This is a genomic window from Bradyrhizobium sp. WYCCWR15520 (assembly GCF_056174665.1).
This window is the reverse complement of record NZ_JBWBWM010000045.1, coordinates 39,803-58,371: the sequence shown is the minus strand read 5'-3', so window position 1 is coordinate 58,371 and position 18,569 is coordinate 39,803. Positions and strand designations below refer to the sequence as shown.

At 58.2% G+C, this 18,569-nt stretch carries 10 protein-coding genes and 1 pseudogene; 1 reads left to right on the top strand and 10 read right to left on the bottom strand.

Annotated elements, in window-relative coordinates; translation table 11 throughout:
• Positions 1-1,040: 1,040 nt before the first annotated feature.
• The 8 genes and pseudogenes from AC0QUY_RS35525 to AC0QUY_RS35490 all read right to left on the bottom strand — a co-directional run.
• Complete coding sequence (locus tag AC0QUY_RS35525) at positions 1,041-1,718, bottom strand: 2OG-Fe(II) oxygenase (protein WP_161855476.1); 678 nt, start codon at positions 1,716-1,718, stop codon at positions 1,041-1,043.
• A gap of 37 nt (positions 1,719-1,755) precedes the next feature.
• A complete protein-coding gene (locus tag AC0QUY_RS35520) occupies positions 1,756-2,934 on the bottom strand; it encodes a GFA family protein (RefSeq protein ID WP_161855477.1) in 1,179 nt (392 codons plus the stop codon).
• A 584-nt stretch (positions 2,935-3,518) separates the two neighbouring features.
• On the bottom strand, positions 3,519-4,820 hold the full coding sequence (locus AC0QUY_RS35515; RefSeq protein ID WP_161855478.1) for an FAD-dependent oxidoreductase: 1,302 nt from the start codon (positions 4,818-4,820) through the stop codon (positions 3,519-3,521).
• A 477-nt stretch (positions 4,821-5,297) separates the two neighbouring features.
• Complete coding sequence (locus AC0QUY_RS35510; protein ID WP_475390655.1) at positions 5,298-6,140, bottom strand: electron transfer flavoprotein subunit beta/FixA family protein; 843 nt, start codon at positions 6,138-6,140, stop codon at positions 5,298-5,300.
• Between the two features lie 754 nt (positions 6,141-6,894).
• Positions 6,895-8,649, bottom strand: coding sequence for a nif-specific transcriptional activator NifA (nifA, locus tag AC0QUY_RS35505; protein WP_474417148.1), 1,755 nt, complete (start codon positions 8,647-8,649; stop codon positions 6,895-6,897).
• Between the two features lie 288 nt (positions 8,650-8,937).
• Positions 8,938-9,717: an SDR family NAD(P)-dependent oxidoreductase gene (locus tag AC0QUY_RS35500; RefSeq protein WP_246738771.1), complete on the bottom strand. Its 780-nt coding sequence runs from the start codon at positions 9,715-9,717 to the stop codon at positions 8,938-8,940.
• Positions 9,718-10,437: 720 nt separating this feature from the next.
• Positions 10,438-12,273 (bottom strand): NEL-type E3 ubiquitin ligase domain-containing protein, encoded by a 1,836-nt coding sequence (locus AC0QUY_RS35495; RefSeq protein ID WP_161855480.1) that lies wholly within the window; start codon positions 12,271-12,273, stop codon positions 10,438-10,440.
• A gap of 434 nt (positions 12,274-12,707) precedes the next feature.
• Positions 12,708-12,960, bottom strand: a pseudogene (locus tag AC0QUY_RS35490) (IS66 family transposase); the annotation flags it as partial.
• Between the two features lie 752 nt (positions 12,961-13,712).
• On the opposite strand from AC0QUY_RS35490, the gene noeE reads away from it, so the two are divergent.
• Entirely contained in the window at positions 13,713-14,666 is a 954-nt protein-coding gene (noeE, locus tag AC0QUY_RS35485; RefSeq protein WP_475390652.1) for a nodulation protein NoeE, read from the top strand.
• 388 nt (positions 14,667-15,054) lie between these two features.
• Here the strand turns inward: noeE and AC0QUY_RS35480 are convergent, their stop codons facing one another.
• Both AC0QUY_RS35480 and AC0QUY_RS35475 read right to left on the bottom strand, forming a co-directional pair.
• Positions 15,055-16,170 carry a nodulation protein NodZ gene (locus tag AC0QUY_RS35480; RefSeq protein ID WP_371419328.1) on the bottom strand — a complete coding sequence of 372 codons (1,116 nt, stop codon included), beginning with the start codon at positions 16,168-16,170 and terminating at the stop codon, positions 15,055-15,057.
• A 262-nt stretch (positions 16,171-16,432) separates the two neighbouring features.
• On the bottom strand, positions 16,433-18,478 hold the full coding sequence (locus AC0QUY_RS35475) for a carbamoyltransferase family protein (protein ID WP_161856796.1): 2,046 nt from the start codon (positions 18,476-18,478) through the stop codon (positions 16,433-16,435).
• Positions 18,479-18,569: the final 91 nt, after the last annotated feature.

The following is an 18,569-nucleotide window of genomic DNA, read 5'->3' as shown; positions in this document are numbered from 1 at the left end:
TCATCCCGGGCGCGTGAAGTCAGTCCCATAGAGCACCTCTTCTCGAATCAGGTGCCCATCAAAGAATCACAAGCGATTCTAGCGACTCAAGTTTTTCGGCTCAGTGCACCTCAAAAAAATGTGGGTAATCGTAAGCTTCGCCGGAGGAATACCTATTCCCAACCATCTGCTGGAGACCAAAGGCGCTTTGAGGAGATGGCAAAGCACTCTCTTCCAGGTCGACTTGCCGCTCGCGGCGATGTCGATTCTGCCATTCCACACTCAGCTTGTTCGGCTCACGATTGTCACGTTTCTCATAAACACACCACAACCGTGCAAACGGCTTAGTTTCTAGGCTGCCGACGCGCGGAGCACCAGAGTTCCGGCGCGAAGTAGATCGGCAGCCAACTTTGCGGTCATTGGCCCTGTTCTTAGTTGAATCAAATTACACCGGCGCTGCGGCGTTTATCGGCGCCGTCTGAAGTCCGCTCGCGAGTGCGACAGCATCGAGCAAGATCGTTTTCGTACGCTGACATACCAGACTACAACTAGTTCTGCTGCGATATGGCATGAAACGCGGCAGACCTGCCGACCTGACCGAAGGACGCGTCCGCGACGGCGGTGCTCGACGTGAGATCTCCGCAGGGGCTCGCGGCTCGCGATCTCTAACTGGGCACGATCAATTCGGCTCGTGTCCTTGCGCTTAGCCCCCAAACCCTAAACGCTCGTAATGCGAGGTCGATGACGCGGGCTCCGGCGACCTTGACGGCACGCGATCACTGGGTCAGAGCGCTAGCATGCGCGCGAGCGTTGTCATTATTGCTCATCGTCATGCCCGGGCTTCTCCGGCAGGACGAGTTTGCCCGGCATACCGAACCAGCACAATCAACGAATGTGCGATAGCCCTGAGCGACAGGGCAATTGGTTGAGCCAGAACAAAGCCGTTCCGCTATGGCCACGGGCGACGACGAGAATATTTGTGGCCGATACGGCCGCATCCAGTTAGAGCATCCGGCCCGCATCAATATACCTCATCCCGACGCCATTGCAGGCCGTGACATCTAGCTAGCCGACCGCACGCGAGCGACATGGTCTTCGACTATCCGGCGGTTCGCACCCTCGTATTTTGAACAAAAGTAGACGAGTGACCGACGCTCCCCCGCGTGCACTTTCCTTACCTCATGCCAGAACCTACATGTTGTGATAAGCACAGTTCCTAAGTGTGGACGAAACACCTGCAGTTTGCGGTCGGTTGGATACACAACGAACTCACCGCCCTCGAACTCTGTCGTGAGCTGAACAATTACAGAATATTCGAAGTCGGGGTCGCTCTCAGCATCTAAATGGATACCAACAAAGGACCCAGGCGGCATGCGATGCATTTGGCATCGGCGAATCACGTACTCCGATGACGCTCCGAAGATCCTTCTGAGCGCAGAGACCCGCTCTTTTCTTTCCAGTAGTTCGATAATCTGCGCTGAAGCGGTACCATTCACGTTGCTGGGATTATGGCCGGCGTGATCTAGCCGTACTCGTTTCACAAAAACGTTGTGACAATCGCCGGCATCTCCCTTCCGAACCTGTTCTTCTGGAACATCGGACTGAAGCTGATCGATCCTGGTCAACTCGTCCTTGGTGAACAGCGTATCGGGGGCAATCAGGACCGTACCTCTATCTGCCAGCTCTGCACGGTATTCCGCGATGGCATCTTCTGAAAGCAGACCACGTTTATCACTCATTGTGCGCGCCTTTCCGATTCACTCAAATTCGCCTCCTCTAATCCGCGTGCAACGAACGGATCGCCAAATCCCAATTCTCGCCGTCGAAATCCTCTACTTCTATGCTTTCGATCGTCGTTTTATCTAGGCATCGAACATTTACGCTGAATCCTGACGGGTTCGACCGCGGTCGATAAAATGGCTTTACGCCACAAACCCGACAAAACGTATGCCGAGCGATGTGCTTATTGAACTGGTATGTAGTGAGGACGTTTTCGCCGCATTCAATCCTGAGCTTGTCATCGGCAACGAGCATGTGCACAAATCCTGACATTTGGCAGATCGAGCAATTGCACTTCACTGCAGAAATCTCTGCTGGCGCTCGTACGTAGAACTTGACAGATCCACAATGACAGCGGCCGCTGTGCTCCACCTCCGCCCCACTATTTCCGTGAGGCGAACAACTTCCGACTAGATTGCGGCACCACTCTAAGCTGAGACCATACGCCCGATCGAATTCATCCAAGAAACGGTTATTGCAGTCGGCAGGAACCAGTTCGCTAATGAGCCTGGTTGTCATTTCTCCGTGATATTTCTCCGCAGGATCCGCGCCGCCGACATGGGCCTGGAAATACTCAAGATCGTCAGCTCGAGCATCAAACGTCTTCACTAAAGTAGTCCACAGTGCCTGGATCATCTCCGCAGCATGTAGCTCGAAGGCGACCATGTGGGCGCAGCGGACTATGGCATCTCGCGACGACAAGCCATGACATAGCGCACGAAGGTACCGGCTCGTTCTGGTGCTGTAGTTAGGCTGTATTGCGCGGCCAAGTAGGCGCGACGCATCTCTTCTAAAGAGCTTTGAGTGGAAGTTTTCTGTCTCCAGAATACTGGGTAGGGCAGCGTTGCCGCCCTGGAGAACCCGACTGTGTCCTCCCGTTTCATCCCAACAGATAAAGTTTGCGACCACACTGGTCAGCTCAACGTCCTTCGGGAGCCCTCGATTGCGGTGCATTGCCTCGAATACGAGATCCTTTTGCGATCCCGCCTGCAGATATGGGAACGCCTGTGACATCGCGAAGTATTCAGGTAGTAGACTGGCAGCCTGATCTTTGGAGATTTCCGCAGCAAACGGATGGGCGCCATGCAGATCCCGGGCTCTGCGCGCCAAGTGCTCGCCGACCGGTATCTCTGAAGGTTGATCCAGGTTAGAAGAAGAAGGTTGGGATAGCGTCATTCGAGTTCGGGCATGCAGAGAGAGAGAGAGAGAGAGAGAGAGAGAGAGAGCTTTCTTGCGCTAGACCTCGGAGCGCAACCGATACAGATCTCCTCAGATCGAGAGACTCTCCATGTTGTCCTGCGGTGCGTCTCCGGTTGGAGACGCGAAGTCGGAAACCTGACAACGTGGCACTATCATTCCACCTCGTCGTCCGGACCCAGAGCCTTTTGCTCACCTCAAGCAAGGCCCGTACCAATTCTCGCGACGCGTCCGGTTGGAAACGGCCTGAGCGGAGTCCGAAAGCGCGCGGTTATGCCTTTTTCAAGCAAGGCTCACGCAATCACTTTCGCGGCGGGCCGTTGCTGGGAGACGGGCCGGATCGATTAATTGATTTGTGCGATTGATTCAAACCGATGCCATCGCCGGCATGGTTGAGTGATGGTTCGCCGATTTAGGCTTCGTAACGGCACTGATGGGGCCTCGTGGGGTCGCCCTTGATGTAGCTGTTTGCGACGCATAACGGGATATAGAACAGCTTGTCATTTAGTGCACCGAATGCTCGAAGTACATTTCCGGCGTCTCGCTCGAACTTGAGTGCTGATTCAGCGCCAGGCGCGCGGCAAGCGGAAGCCATCGCCGAAGAGTCCGGTCCACGACCACATATCACAAAAGGATTTTGAATCCGGCTTGCCCTCCGCCGCCTTGGGCCCGACGCCGATGCGTGCGAAGTTCACGATGGCCTTCGAGACGAGCTGCGGATAGCTGAGGAGAAAGTTCTCCGGCTGGGTATGGATCAGCGCGGGCATATACTTGTAGTTTTTCAGATCCTCATACGCTTCATTCAGCATCTTCTTGTACAGTAAAAGAGTACTCGACGTGCTGCGAGCACCGCGCGACTTCACACGGAAGATCGCTTCCGCGGCAATTCTTCCAGAAATAACCGCAAGGTTCAGACGTCCACAATCGCTGGTATTGTTGAGTTCGGCGGCATCCCCAACCACCACCCAGCCCTTGCCGTAGAGCTGGGGTATGGTGTTGTAGCCGCGTTTCGGAATGAGGTGCGCGGAATATTCCTTGAGCTCTGAGCCGTTAATTAGCGGCAGAATCGACGGATGACGTTTGAAGCGTTCGAGTAGCCCGTAAGGCGTTTCGCCCGTTCGCTGGAGGTCGGAGACGAGGCAGCCGATGCCGAGCGAGATGCACTCCCTATTCGCATAGATAAACCCCATGCCCGTCATGCCGCGCGAGATGGTGCCGGCGGCCTCGATGATGACCCCTTCGTCGCGCTTGAGATTGAATCGAGATTCGATGATCTCGCGCGGCAAGAGGTGCATTTCCTTGAGCTGCAGCGCAATCTGGTCGGGCGTCAACCGCTCGCGCAAGCCCGCGCGCGTCCCGAGCCAGCCATTGGCGCCCTCGGCGAGCACCACTACATCGGCGTGGATTATGCCATCCTGGCGGTCGGTACGCACACCAATGACGCGGCCGCGACAATTCTGCACCAACTCCGTGACTGTAGTCTGGTACAAGACCGTGGCACCGGCCTCCCTCACCTTCCGGGAGAACCATTTATCGAATAGGGCGCGGATGACGATATACTGGTTCGGTCGCTTGTCATTGCAGTCGTTGAAGCGGTAGCGCAGCCCGACATGGGAGCGGCTATCCAATAACCAAAAGCGCTGCTCGACAAGGCGGCGCTCGAGCGGCGCGCCCTCGCGGAAATCGGGGGCCAGCTGTTCCATGATGTCCCCATCGAGAATGGCAGCCCGCACGTTCTTTGATCCGGAATATTCGCCGCGCTCCAGCTGCAGGACCTTCATGCCACGCTTGGCCATGGTCAGCGCCGCCGCGTTGCCGGCCATTCCGGCGCCAACCACGATGGCATCGAACCTCTCTTCGATCATTGGCCTCTCCCCTGTTCAGTGGCGCATGTTCTCAAAACGTACGCTCGCTTTCGACGCGGTCGCGTGAGCGCGGCGAACATCGACGGCGGCACAAGATGGTGACTCCCAACAGCAGGATCTCCGCCTGATGGCTGTTGACGAGATCGGTCGGCGCCATGCTGTAGGACTCGTCGCGGTAATCTGCGAACACGTTGACGGCTGGGACAAGCTCGGCGGGCGTAGGAGTAAGAATTCGACCGCGGCGCTGCGTGTCGCCTCGGCCACGGGACCGACAACCGACGCGAGATCAATCTTCCGCTTCTCGGCGACCTTGCGGCCCGTGCCAGGAGATTGGATGCACCTGCCCGCACCCCTGTTCGAAACGACCCAGACATGCTTGTCCGCCTTATGCCCCGGCAGCGCCTTCTTGGCAGCGCGCCCTTTGCGCAAGAAACGCGGGAGCACTTATCAGATAGCTCATCGCCAAGCCCCTTCGGATCAGGCATCGCGAGCTAGCGCCGCAAGGTCGGCCTCTAGCTTGGGCTGGTGCTTGAAGATGGCGTCGATCAATGCTTGCGCCGGCTGCTCGGCGGCCTCTACCAGCATCGCCTTCTCAGCGCGCGCGGACGGCGCGAAGACACGCTTGACGACGGTTGGCGAGCCCTTGAGACCGCATTTGGAGATGTCCTCGACACCAGCTTCCTGGGCGCTCCATTTCACAATCGGCGCCCGGGCGGCACGCAATGCATCGTCCATGGCACCGCGGCGAATCTGGTTGGTTGCCTCGAGCATGGTGATGAGACACGGTAGCCTGGTGCGGAGCACCTGGACGCCACCTTCGGAGCGCCGTTCTGTTTCTATTGAGCGCGCAGCGAGATCCAGCGCCCTGATCTTTGCGACGTAGGTAAGCTGCAGCACACCGAGCCGCTTCGCGACGCCGGGCCCAACCTGCGCGGTGTCGCCGTCGATGGTCTGCTTACCGGTGAAGATAAGGTCCGGCGGGCCGTATTCCTTGCCGATTTTGCGGATCGCGGTCGCGAGCGCGTAAGTCGTTGCCAGCGTATCGGCGCCCGCAAAGCAGCGGTCGGTGAGCAGTACGGCGCGATCGGCGCCAAAGGTCAGCGCTTTGCGTAATGAGTCCTCCGCTGATGGCGGCCCCATTGTAAGGACAGTGATCTCGCCACCGAACTTATCGCGCAGCTCCAACGCGGCCTCGAGCGCGAAGAGGTCGTATGGATTAATGATGGTGGGCACGCCCTGACGCATGATCGTGTTGGTCACGGGGTGCACGCGGATCTGCGCGGAGTCGGGAACCTGCTTGATGCAGACGACGTTGTGCATGTGCTTCTCCAGACGTTGCGACGGCTGGCGAACAGAACAGCAAGTGTCGTACCATTGCGTGAATTTCAATATCGGGCAGAAATACAACGGCTTTTGGGAAGCAATGTCACTGTCGCCTGACGTTCGCCGACGCAATTGCGACATTCGTCGTGACTACGACAGCCCGGCTCTCGCGGCGTGATTAGTTCTTGATCTCTCAATGAGAGCGGCCCCAGAGACAGGATGCGCTTTGCCGGAGTTGATCCACACGCGATTTTGGGTCTCGTAGCGGCCGCTGCGCTCACGAGAGGGCGTAAGCCCTGAGCCGAGTTGCACTGGACGATGCTTCGCGTCGAGAGGAGCAAGGCGCCGCAATACGCTTGCGGCGTCTGCGACCGCAAGGCACACGGCGGTTTCTTTTGCGCAGGCCCCGCATCGCGCAGCGGTCGCCGCATACGATGCCGCGCGAATCGAACGAGGTCGAACAGCCCCCGATGGTCTCACTGACGGTATCAGGCCGTGAGCTAATGGCCGATGGCGACATGGCCAACGGATTCTTGCTGACAGCTTCGCGTTCGCACGAGCGTAGAAGGCAAGGGACCGCCTGTGCCGGGCGGTTTATCCGATGATGCCAGAACCGGCGCTGACGGGGGGGCCGCATCCTATCGCGGCTCCAGGACCGCCCCAAACCATCACGCCTCTATTTTGTTTCGCCAACTATTCGCCATAAGCGGCTATAATCACGGCCCCGACACACCCAAAGTCCGACACTGCTTTAGAAGCGCTTGATCTCGACGCCATATTTCCTCAGGGCATAGCCAATTTGGCGCGGCGTAAGTCCGAGCAGGCGCGCCGCCTTTGCCTGTACCCAGCCGGATCTTTCCATGGCCGCGATGACACGCTCGCGATCTGCCATCTTCGCACCACCTACGAGAGCTGCGCCGACCGGTGCCAGCGGGGCGAGCTCGCTGCCGAAAGGCGGGATCGATGTAGCAGCCTCGGCCGGCGGCGCGGCGGGCTTAGCAGTCACTGGCCGGATCGGCCCCGACTGCAGCGCCGTCTCTTCCGATCCGCTCTTCCACAGCATCGCGGAAAGGCACTGGCCGTGGCAGCAGGCAAAGTCGTCTCTCACGATCGATGGTCCTGGTGTCAGAGTGGCGGTACGCTGCACGCAATTCTCAAGCTCGCGGACGTTTCCGGGAAAACCGCAGTTCGTCAGTACTTCAACCGCGCTTGCATCGAAGGTAAGCGTGCGGCCGTTCTCTCTGTTGAAATTCCTGAGAAACTCGGTCGCGAGGAGCGGAATATCACCGCGCCTTTCGCGCAACGGCGGCAGCAGCAAGGGGACCACGCTGATGCGATAATAGAGGTCGGCGCGGAACTCGTTCCTTGCCACCGCCTCTTCCAGGTTCTTATTCGTGGCGGCAATCACGCGAACATCGACCTTAATGGTCTGGTTGCCACCGACGCGCTCGAATTCCTGCTCCTGCAGTACGCGCAACAGCTTTGCCTGGAATGAGGCCGAGATCTCGCCGATCTCGTCCAAAAATAGCGTTCCCTTGTCGGCGAGCTCAAAGCGGCCTTTGCGCGCAGTGAACGCGCTGGTAAAGGCCCCCTTCTCATGACCGAACAATTCGGATTCCAGTACCGTCTCAGGCAGCGCCGCGCAATTGAGTTTTATGAAGGGCCGCTTGGCGCGTGCCGACCGCTCGTGAATGGCCTTAGCGACCAGCTCCTTTCCGGTACCGGACTCGCCGCGCAACAGCACCGTGCTGTTTGATTTGGCTACGACGGCGATCTTCTCGAGCAGCCTGCGCAGCGCCGGGCTGTCGCCAATAATCCCCTCGACATGGACCTTCTTGCGCTCCCGCGCAGGCTGTTTGAGCTCGGTCAATTCCTTTTGCAGCCGGTCCTTCTCCGCCATCAGTCGCTCGCGGTCACACGCGAACAGCCGATGCAGCTTCACTGTCTGCCCCGCTAGGTTGGCGATCATTGTGAGCAGCCGGACGTCGTAATCGAGCCGGTCGCTCGACGCGTTGTCTAGGATGCGATCGATCGTCAGCGTGCCCACGACATTCGCATCGATGCGAATGGGAACGCCGATGAACGAAACTGGCGTATCGTCGGAGGCCCCGAGCACCTCCTTGTCCGCAGCACTAAAGCTCGGATGCACTGCTACGTTTTCGGCCACGAGCGACTTGTCGGACGTCACGATCTCGTCGATTACCTTCTGCGGCAGGCGCATCCGGAAGTGCTCGTCGCTCCCTTCGCTCCAGCCGGCGCCCACGGTAATGTCCGGCACGCCATCATCGTGGAACAGAGAGACGATGCCGTGCCGCATCTGCACAAACGATTGCAGAAGATCGACGACGTTGGCCAGCGTGACTTCTAGCCGGCAGGGTGCGGTGAGCACTTTCGATATTTCGAAGATCCCGATAATCGCGCTCTCGTACAACGGCACATTAGGGAGCGCGTCGTCCGTCTCGGAGTTTGAGTTAGGCCTTTCGCGCACGGAAGGGATATGCAGCATGACGACGTCTCCGTTGTTATGACCATCCTCCCTGTCATCCTGTTCGGATTTTCGAATATTGTGTTGCATGTCATCCTCGATCTCGCCCCATTTTAGGATGACGCAAGAGATAACTTCTTATTATGGCACGATGGTAAAACTGCATCGCGACACGACGGTAAAATTACAGTGTGCTTTGACTTGCTTATTCTCTGCTCTTGCGAACTCGTCGCGCGCGTTCCGTGGGAACACGAATTCCGTTGATGTAGATCAAATCAGCTGCGACTTGTTTCTTGCAGGTACATTCGATCACAGGTGTTGGCCGCCATTAATCGGCACCTCGGTGCCCGTGACATAGCTTGCCGCATCCGAGCATAGGAAGAAGATGACCTTCGCGACTTCTTCGGGTGTGCCCACTCGGCGCAGCGGAATATTTGGTACAAGACGCGCTTCCGTGTTCGGCGACAAAATATCGGTCTTGATCTCGCCGGGCGCGATCGCATTCACGCGAATGCCGTGCGGTGCATAGTCGTGCGCCATTTCGCGCGTGAGACACGCGAGCGCGGCTTTCGATGTCGCGTAGGCGGAGCCGGCAAACGGGTGCACTCGGGACCCTGCGATTGAGGTCACGTTGACAATCGATCCTGACGCTGCTTTGAGCTCTTCAAACAGGCCTTGCGCGAGCAGAATCGGCGCCACCAGATTGAGGTGGAACACCTTCATCCAGGTTTCGACTGACGTCGTCAACGCCGTCAGTCGAGTGCCATTCGGCGTCTTCGGTGAAATGCCGGCATTGTTGATCAAGCCGTGCAATGGCGCGCCTGCGAGGCGCTCCTTGATCTCGGCGATGGCGCGCGGCAGCATGCGATGGTTGCTGAGGTCGACCTGGATATGGTTGTCGGCCCCTGACTTCCACGGGCAGCGTCCGCTATCGAATGGTTGGCGCGCGCAAGAAATGATGCGCCAGCCCGCTTCCGAAAACAGCTTTCCGGTGGCGTGACCAATGCCGCGCGACGCGCCGGTTAGCACCAGCGTCTTCTGTTCTCCCTGCTGGATGCGGACTCTATCGGTGTGAAACGGACAGCCCACGTCGGTCGCCGACGGTGGACTAGCGACCGCTTCGTCGTTTCTCAGATCGAGACTCAAACGCGCCTCCCAATTCTCTTGCCCTCGCCCGTGAACGCGGTGCAGGATTTGGGCCAGCGCGATGCGAAGGAACGCTCACGCGTTTTGCGGCCCAATGTCGCGCTCGCAACAGCTTGGCGGGTTCCCCACATCGGGCGCGTTTGCTTTCGGACAATAGCAAACGCAGGTGCACAAGCCGATTTTCGAGTCTCGCGTAATGTGCGCGGCACGACCAGTTTGACTCCGTCTTGCTCCATGGCCCTTATGCGCGCTGCTTTATCGCAAGTATTGTCAATGCGGTCGGGCCAGGTCCGTCAGCTAAATTGCTGCGCAGATCAGAACCGCCGGCGATTAGTTCGCTCTCACACCGTTCGATGCGCTGGAATGAGGTATTGCTGTTGAGCAATCCGCCACTCCGCTACCGGCCACGTCATTCCAATTCATCATTTCGTGATCGAACTGGTCTCACGATAGGCGGCAGCAAGCTCTCCCTTGCAAGCGTTTCTCGACGGCCTTCCGTCATCGCAGTCCTTCTTGAGCGTGGCGATGGCTCACGGTCGGCTAGCTCGGCTTGCTGCTGCGGCCGCGGAGCTGCCAGGCAGGCATGATCTCTCATCTCGATCGCGCAATCGACCGCGGCGACGGCCGAAACAGCGAGTGACAGTCCTCGCATGAACGGCCGCTTCACAGCTCGAGCCCGTGCTTTGCGAGCACCTGGCGCGTTAGCGCACCCGTGATCTCGCTGGCGATTTCGTTGCGGATCTGAGCTCCGAGCTCCCGCTCGGCATCGGGGTCGCCTGTCAGACCATGCTCGGCAAGACGCTGGTTCAGGCGAGTTTGAAACTCATCTCCCATCGCATCGATGAGCCGCTCCTGCATCGCTGCATGATCTTCGGGGGCGATGCGTCTCACCACGCTATCCCAAGGTTGCCAGCCCCTTGCCAGGTAGTCCGCGAATCCCGTCGCCTCTTGGTCCCGCACCGTCGTCGCGGCCCTGGCAACATCGTCTTCTGTCACGTGAGAGATGTTCAAGAAGCGCATGTCTGGGGCGACGTGCCGCAGCTCCAGAGGGTCGCGCAGCTGGGTCTGGTAGGCAAGATAGACCTCAATCTCGTCGATGTCGGCGTCCGGGTCGGCACGGCGGAGCGAGTTGACCGTCTCGCGCGCGATCCCGTCCAGCGCCCTCAAGCGGAACATCACACGGCCGCGCTGAAGCAGTTCGTCGAGCCGCCTGTCATACGCTCCGCCCTCGACATCAGCGTTCAGGCGTGCGGTCTGCATGCCGTTCCAGGCCAAAGTGATGCGATCCTCGCACCTCTCGCTCGCTCCCAAAGCCGCGGCGAAGTACTGCTCGCGCAATCGCGGCCTGACCGCCGCCTGGCGCAGATCCTCGACCACCACCCGCCGGAACGCCTCATTGCCATAGTTCACCGTGCCACGGAGCCTGTCGAGGAAGCGTGCGTAGTCCTGAGCACCTGGCTCTTGGGCGAAGCGCTGCCAGGCGGCCACTGCCTCAGTGTCGCCCGCGAGCCAGTGCGCGACAACCTCGTGCAGGGCCTGCGGCTGGACTTGCACCGCTCCCCCGGCCATAGACAAAAAGATCTGCGGGCCGTCATAGCCCCCGGCATGCATGGCTGTCGCCAGGTTGGTCAGTACCCCCTCGGGCAGCGGATTATTCTCCAGATTGACGCTGGACTCACGGCCCAGCTGCGTCAGCAGGGTCTCTGGCACGCTGGTCAGCTGGTTGTTGCTGGCGCCGAGCCATAGGAGCTCCGCGGGAATCGTCTCGGGCAGGCTAGTCAGCTGGTTGTGGCTAGCGCTGAGCCATTCGAGCTCAGCCGGGAGGGGCTCGGGCAGATTGGTCAGCTGATTGTCGTCGACGTTCAGGCGCTGGAGCCCGGCTGGAAGGTCGGGCAGACTGGTCAGCCGGTTGCCGCTGGCGTCGAGATCCTGAAGCGTTGCCGGAAGAGTATCGGGCAGACTGGTCAGCTGATTGTCGTCGACCCTCAAACGCCGGAGCCCGAGCGGCAGGTCTGCGGGCAGGCTGGTCAGCCCATTGCCGATGGCGTAGAGCCGCCGAAGCCCGGCCGGAAGGTCGGGCAAGCTGGTCAGCCGATTGTTGCTGGCGCGGAGCCGCTGGAGATCGGCTGGAAGGTCGGGCAGGCTGGTCAGCTGATTGTTGTCGACGTTCAGGCGCCGGAGCTCGGGCGGTAGGGGAGCGGACAAGGCGGTCAGGGACAGGGACGACAGATCCAGCGGCTGATCGACATCGCCCGCCTCCCGCCAAGCCCTCGTTCGACTTACCGCCTCTTGCCGATTCTCGTCTTCGCCCTGCCCCTCTTCGGCAGCCCGGCCCGTCAGGACCAGGTCCTGCGACGAGGCGGGGCCGGCCGCGGACGCCTCCGCCTCGGTCAAGGCCTCGGCCCACTGCGCCGCGGCCGGGGACCCTGGTTCGGAGGTTTCTGATTCGGAAGTTTCGGAAGGAGTGCCAGCGCCAAGCTGGGCCCGTTCTGCATTCATCGATCCGTCTTCTCGGTAGCCAAATGAAGGGAGTGCGCCGGAGCCGCGCTTCTCGAAGCCGGTAGCTCTCACCAGGGATGGTGATCACCGACTAACGAGGAAGCAGGCGATCACGGAGCGCGGTTGCAACCACAGAACCGCCGAACACGCTGCGCCATTCGCCCACAGGGCAGTTGCAGCAAGACCAGCACGTCCGGACGGAATCGACGGTTAACGAAAGGGTACGGGGGTTGTTTCGTTAGGGCAATACATCCCCCTCTCCTCTGCAGCAGATCAAGCCTCACATCGCAGTCCAGATAGACAGTATCTCAATGCTATAAGACTTACCTGTCCAAAAACTGACGAGTTTCGGAAGACTCATAATGCGGCGGTGAAAGCCCATCGACTCTCGAAGCTGCAGCGTCAATGGGGTCTACTGAAGAAAAACCGGTGACGGTCTGGCGTTCGGGACGCCTTTCGCGCAAATACGCGCACACTCGTCGTCTTGGCTACAGCCTGCTGCGCAGACAGCTCGTCAGTCGCGCCATCCAGCTCTTCGAAGGTCAGCGCCAACTGGTCGATCAGCCGCGATGATCGCTCCGGTCGACCGCCGTAGATCCTCCGCTCGAGCTTGGCGATCCTAAGCTTCTGATGGGCGATCAGCGCTTCGTCTTCCGAGACTTTTGCACGGGCAAACGCGAGCGGCGCCCAATACCTTCACCAGCATTCGCATATGACCTCAAAGCTAGACTTAAGGCCAGATCCGCACAAAGACGACCGAACTTCACAAAGCTGCCGCCACCAAAGCGATACCTCGAGCGCGATGAGCAGATTTAGATGATCGAGGCCCTCAACGCATGATCCGGACTTATCTAGCGCGTGGATGCATTCCATCAAAAAAAATCGATTTTAACAATTGGAAGAAACGGATAGCAAAACGTCAGTTGGACAAATTGAATTCAGGCATCCAGAATGGTTATCGATGTTCACCATGGCTCTGAGAAGATCTCTCCACGTGCGGCGGCGAGTCAACCGAACCGCATGCCCATTGCGGCCACCTTCTCCGGCGGCGACGCAAGCTGCACCGCGCCGGCTTAACGCGACAAGTGCCCCCCGCGTCGCGTAAGCATTTGCCTCCGATAAACTTCCGTATAGCTTTTCCAACCTTTTTTGTATCACCCGCCTATCTACGTACAAGTGAACCCACTCTCGACGTCGCCTTTGCTTTGCGAGCAATCAGGAGCTGCCGATTGCTGGTGCCAAATGCTTCTGCGATCCGGCCAAATGGATCGAATTCCATAGCTCGCAGATCATGCGGAAGATGCAGGCGAAGTCCTCCTCATGTCACGATGCTGCGCACGCGGTCACATGTGGAACAGCACGGCTGCTGTTATTTCTTTCAACGGGACAAAGGGAGGCGGGCGGCGGCTCGCGTCGTCCAAGCATAAGGGGGTGGAACCATGAGCCGAGATGCCAACGATTTGCCTGCGGTCTGCTTTCTCCTCGGCCTTCCCCGGTCGGGGACGACACTGCTGTCGCATTTGCTCCAGCAGCACCCAGATATTGTAGCGCCGCCTGAGCCCTGGTTAATGCTGGCACTTGAGGCATTTGGCCGAGTGGACCACCGTCACCCGGCGGGGGCATCACTGATTCAGGATGCCACCTCCGAGTTTTTGGGCCGAATCGATCGTACTATCGTCAGTCGCGCTTTTGCTGATGCGGCTTACGGCCAATATTTGGCAGCATCGGGCAAGCGTACCTTCGTAGACAAGACGCCGCGTTATTGGATGGTCCTCGATTTCTTGGATTCTCTCTATCCAGAAGCGCCACACATCCTTCTATTACGTAATCCCTACGCTGTTGCCGCTTCACTGAAATCGACGTGGGGCATCCCGCTGGTGCCAGAAAGTTGGCCGCCCGCCAGCCTATCTGATCTCTCCGATCTTGTGCTTAGCCTGCCTCCCGATATCACATCTTCTCTCGCCGATCTCGTTCTGGGCCTACCTGCGCTCGCCGCGCACCGAGGTCGACGGCAGACGCAGGTGGTGCGGTACGAACATTTGGTGGCGCGCCCCGATGAGGAAATTCGGCGCGTCATCGCTGGGCTCGGTTACGATCCAACGGGCATTGCATCGGCGACGCTGCAGCAGCCGGAATATCTTCGCTCCAGTCGCTTCGGGGATCGAAAGAGAAAGGCAGTCGATGGCCGCTCAGTCTACACTTGGCAAATGGAACTGAGCATTCAAGAGATGCAAGCAATAACGGACGCAATCGGCGATGAGCTTTTGATAGAGCTCGGTTATGAGCAGGAACCTCGGCACGTTCAGCAAGCCGGGATCGTGGATCGAGGTCGGGCCGTAACCGAACAATATCGTCAGATATTTCAAACCTGGTGGGATTTACGCCGCGCCTAGCGAGGAGCTCGTGCGGCATCTGGCGGAAACCGGTGCGCCAAACAGGCAAGCTGAAGAGAACTCCTCCTCGGCTTTCGACCCCTCCATAGCTCGGAACGGCAACGTCTAGCCGAGCCCGGAAGCGTTCTACACGTGCGATGTGAGCGGCAGTTGATCGAGCAGCTCGACCACTATCTTTTTCCGCTAATTTGTCGGACTGTCTATCGATGAGTGGGATGCCACCGTGTTCCACACGAACCGTGATCGGCTGCTCGATGGCGACAGTGCGACGACGCTCTTTGTCGCAGTTCTGAACCTTAACGAAAGACGCATCCGACATCACGAACGGCGATGCTGCGCAAATGGAAGGAGGCGTCGATATGATCGATGACGGTGCGGGTTGCAAGTTTCATAAAGCCAGGAGATGTTCGGAGGATTCATCAATCAAGATCAACCGACTAGGATCGTTCAAATCGAACTCAATAATGCGCGGCGCGAAGAGACGGGCATAGCGCGTGAAGGCGCTAGTCGGTGGAAAGCGAATCACGGTATCGCATCGCCCGAGAAGATACATCTCGATGAGAGCGGAGATCCCGCCGTCGGCTCCTAGTGCCGCACTATGTAATGGCCCGGCCTGATCCGCTTGGAAGCGTTTTGGGATCGTGAAAAGATCGGGAAACAGACCCGACAACTTGTGAAGCACCTGCGCGCTGTCCGTACACAGTAATACCCTTACAGGTCCTCGATGTGATAGCGCTTTGGCTGCATCAATGGCAGTGCATACTTGCCGCAAGGCGAGCTCCGGATCCGCCCAGTAGGGCGTGTGCCCCATTATATCTTCGCCGTTGCCGTGTCGAACATGAACCCCGATTACGCTGCGCCCTTCAAAGTGCTCTTGATATAGCGCGTCAATCCGAGCTTGAATTTCAGGCCTCGGTTTGATGCTCCGAAATATCTGTCGTTCGGCATCCTGATCGCAACGCCACATCAAACAAGCATCGCACACCACGGTGTTGGCTTCACTATCATATTCGGCTTGGAAAAGCTCACTCAGCTCGTCACGTTCTCGGAAAATCTGTTCATCTGGGCGGTAAACGCAGTCAATCGATGGCTGATTCCACCATGACGGGAAGAAAGGCCCCGGGAATGAGAGCTGGTTGATCTTGTCATCGCAGATAACCCGTACGCCAGCGATGTCTCGAATTGGCTCGAAGAACACGGGAAAGGCGTTCGTGAAGGGTTGATCGAGATAACAGGAGCCACGCCAATCAATGGCTAGAGTCCGCCCCGTCCGCTGCGCATAGCGCCAGGCTGACGCCAGCGACCACAGGCAATCACCGAAACCAGTACGTCGTCGAGAAACAACGAACCGATCGTTCGTCAAGCCGCCAACAAGCATTTGTGTTTTCTCGTTAAGGGAAGACCGCATGGAGATAGGGTTTACGGAAACTCTAAGTATGGTTTCGCCCGATGCAACTGTCGTCAGCGATGGTGATGTTAGCCAACTTGGCTGATAGAACTTCATAGCCTGCTACCATGGAGGAGCAACGCGAAACTATTGCAGTCGACATGCTTGATTTCCTATCCGCCTTGTTGCAGCAGCTCTTCGAAGCACTTTCCGGCATGTACGATGTCGAATAGAACTGCTGTGCTGGGACGCTTGCAGTCCTGAGCTCGTGCTTTGGCGCAGCGCCCAAGACTACTAAGCATGAGTCCAGTCACCGGATATGCCCGCCCGCGCTCCCTCGCATTCGGAGACATGCACACCGAAATATTCATGGTGGGCGTTATACTTTCTCCAGCATTTGATCATTGTTTTGATGCACGCGAGCAGCATGTGAAGGATGCAGCCGGAGGCAGCGTTTCTCCCATAGCCGCCGGAGCTCCTTAACGACAGTTTCACGCCTAGCCTGATCGAACGTATTAGTATCCAGGAGATCCCCAAGTACGGCTTCGCCCTCGATCTGCATCAGTAGATCGAACACGTCCTGTGAAATACGCACACTGTCACCGCTGGAGCGCCCTTTACGGATTTGGTACACCGTCTCCTGGCGATCTCGCGCTGTATAAGCGCGGACTCCTTGGAGTCGTGCATAAGGCGGCAATGAAACCGCGAGCGCGGTCCAATCCTCCAACGTTGCCACCCGCTTTTTGACGAGGAACGGGCCGACCACAAGTCCATCCAGCTCTGTCGTCAGAAATGTGGTAATCGCATCTGCAACCGAATCCACGATCGGCTCGGCATTGTTGTTAAAGGACGTGTTGAGCAGAACTGGGATGCCCGTCCGCTTCTTGAACGAATTAATAACCTCCCAGTAGGCGGGATTTGTCTTGCGCGATACTGTTTGCAGTCGCGCAGTGCCGTCGACGTGCGTTATGGCACCGAGCACGCTTTGCTTGGAGTCGCGCACGCGAACGACAAAGTTCATAAAGGGAAATTCGCGCGTGCCGTCGGGAAGGTCGAAAAATTCGCTCGCATCCTCCTCCAGTACTGATGGCGCGAACGGTCGATAGCCTTCGCGCTTTTTGACCATCGCGTTGATCCGGTCCTTGTTTGCGGCAGGCCGAGGATCGGCAAGAATACTGCGGTTGCCAAGCGCACGTGGCCCGAACTCCGAACGACCCTGCACCCAGCCGATCACGGCGCCATTTGCCATCCACTCGGCTGCACTACCTGCCACGTCGTCGCTACGTTCGACGTCAAGATGTCCACCCCATGCCTCCAGTTCCTGCTGCACGGCGCTCTCGCTCCCGAGATCAGGACCCCAGTAGACCTCCTGCAGCCGCTCGCGTGGGGCGGGCCGGCCCAGCTCATTAGACATCATTAGTGCAGCACCCAACGCGCAGCCAGCGTCATGCGCCGCGGGTTGCACGAAGATGTCTTCAAAAAGCCCTGAATACAGCAGCTTGCCGTTCATAGTGCAATTGTGGGCTACCCCTCCAGCCAGGCACAACCGCTTCATACCGGTGGCTTCGCGATGATGACGGAGAATGTGAAAGACGATCCTCTCCAAGGCTTCCTGCAATGAAGCACTCACATCTTGATGCTGCTGTGTGAATGGCATTCCCTTTCGCCGGACCTGGATGCTCCGGCGCAGCGTCGGACCAATTCGGTCGAGATAGACGCGGTAGCCACCATTGTCTAACAGTTCGTAGAACTGCTCAAAAAGCTCCCGATAAGGAGCCGGATCCCCGTACGGGGCGAGCCCCATTACCTTGTATTCATCGAATAAGCCGTAGCCGAGATACCGGATCGTCTCGAGATAAAATAGGCCGAGAGAATTATTCTCCGGGAAGGTCGCGAGTTGGGTCACTTCGGTTCCAGACCCCAGAGCTAACAGGCCGGAGAGAAAATCACCAGCGCCATCTATCGCGAGGATCAGACTTTGCTCGAAGCCAGACATCGCAAAGGCGCTTACGGCGTGCGCCTGATGGTGACTTACGAAAGAGACACGCGACGGATCGACCTCCGTACCAAACTCCTGCGCTAGTAAGTTACGCATCACCAGTTTGGCATCCAAAGGAATGGAAGCGTCCGGTTGGGACCCGAACAGGCTTTCGAGCATGGCGTTGCAATAGGTCTCGGTCGCGTAGAACGCGATACGATCGACGTCGCTGAGTTGGATCCCGGCGGCTGCAAGGCAGTATTCTATCGAACGGCTTGGGAGTTTGTTAGAGTGCTTAATCCGATTGAGGCGCTCCTCTTCAACGGCCGCTATCACGCGTCCGTCCCGGACCAGCACCGCAGCGCCATCGTGCAGAAATGTGTTCGAAAACTCACGTGTGTCTTCATGGACTTTGTCTAGCCCGCCGCTCACCCCTAGACAGAACATCTCATTCTCCATTTATCGTAACACGAGGCCCAATTGGCCTGCCGAATTCGCGGTACTGCATCGTGTCTCAACATTGCGTTTGCGGAATATC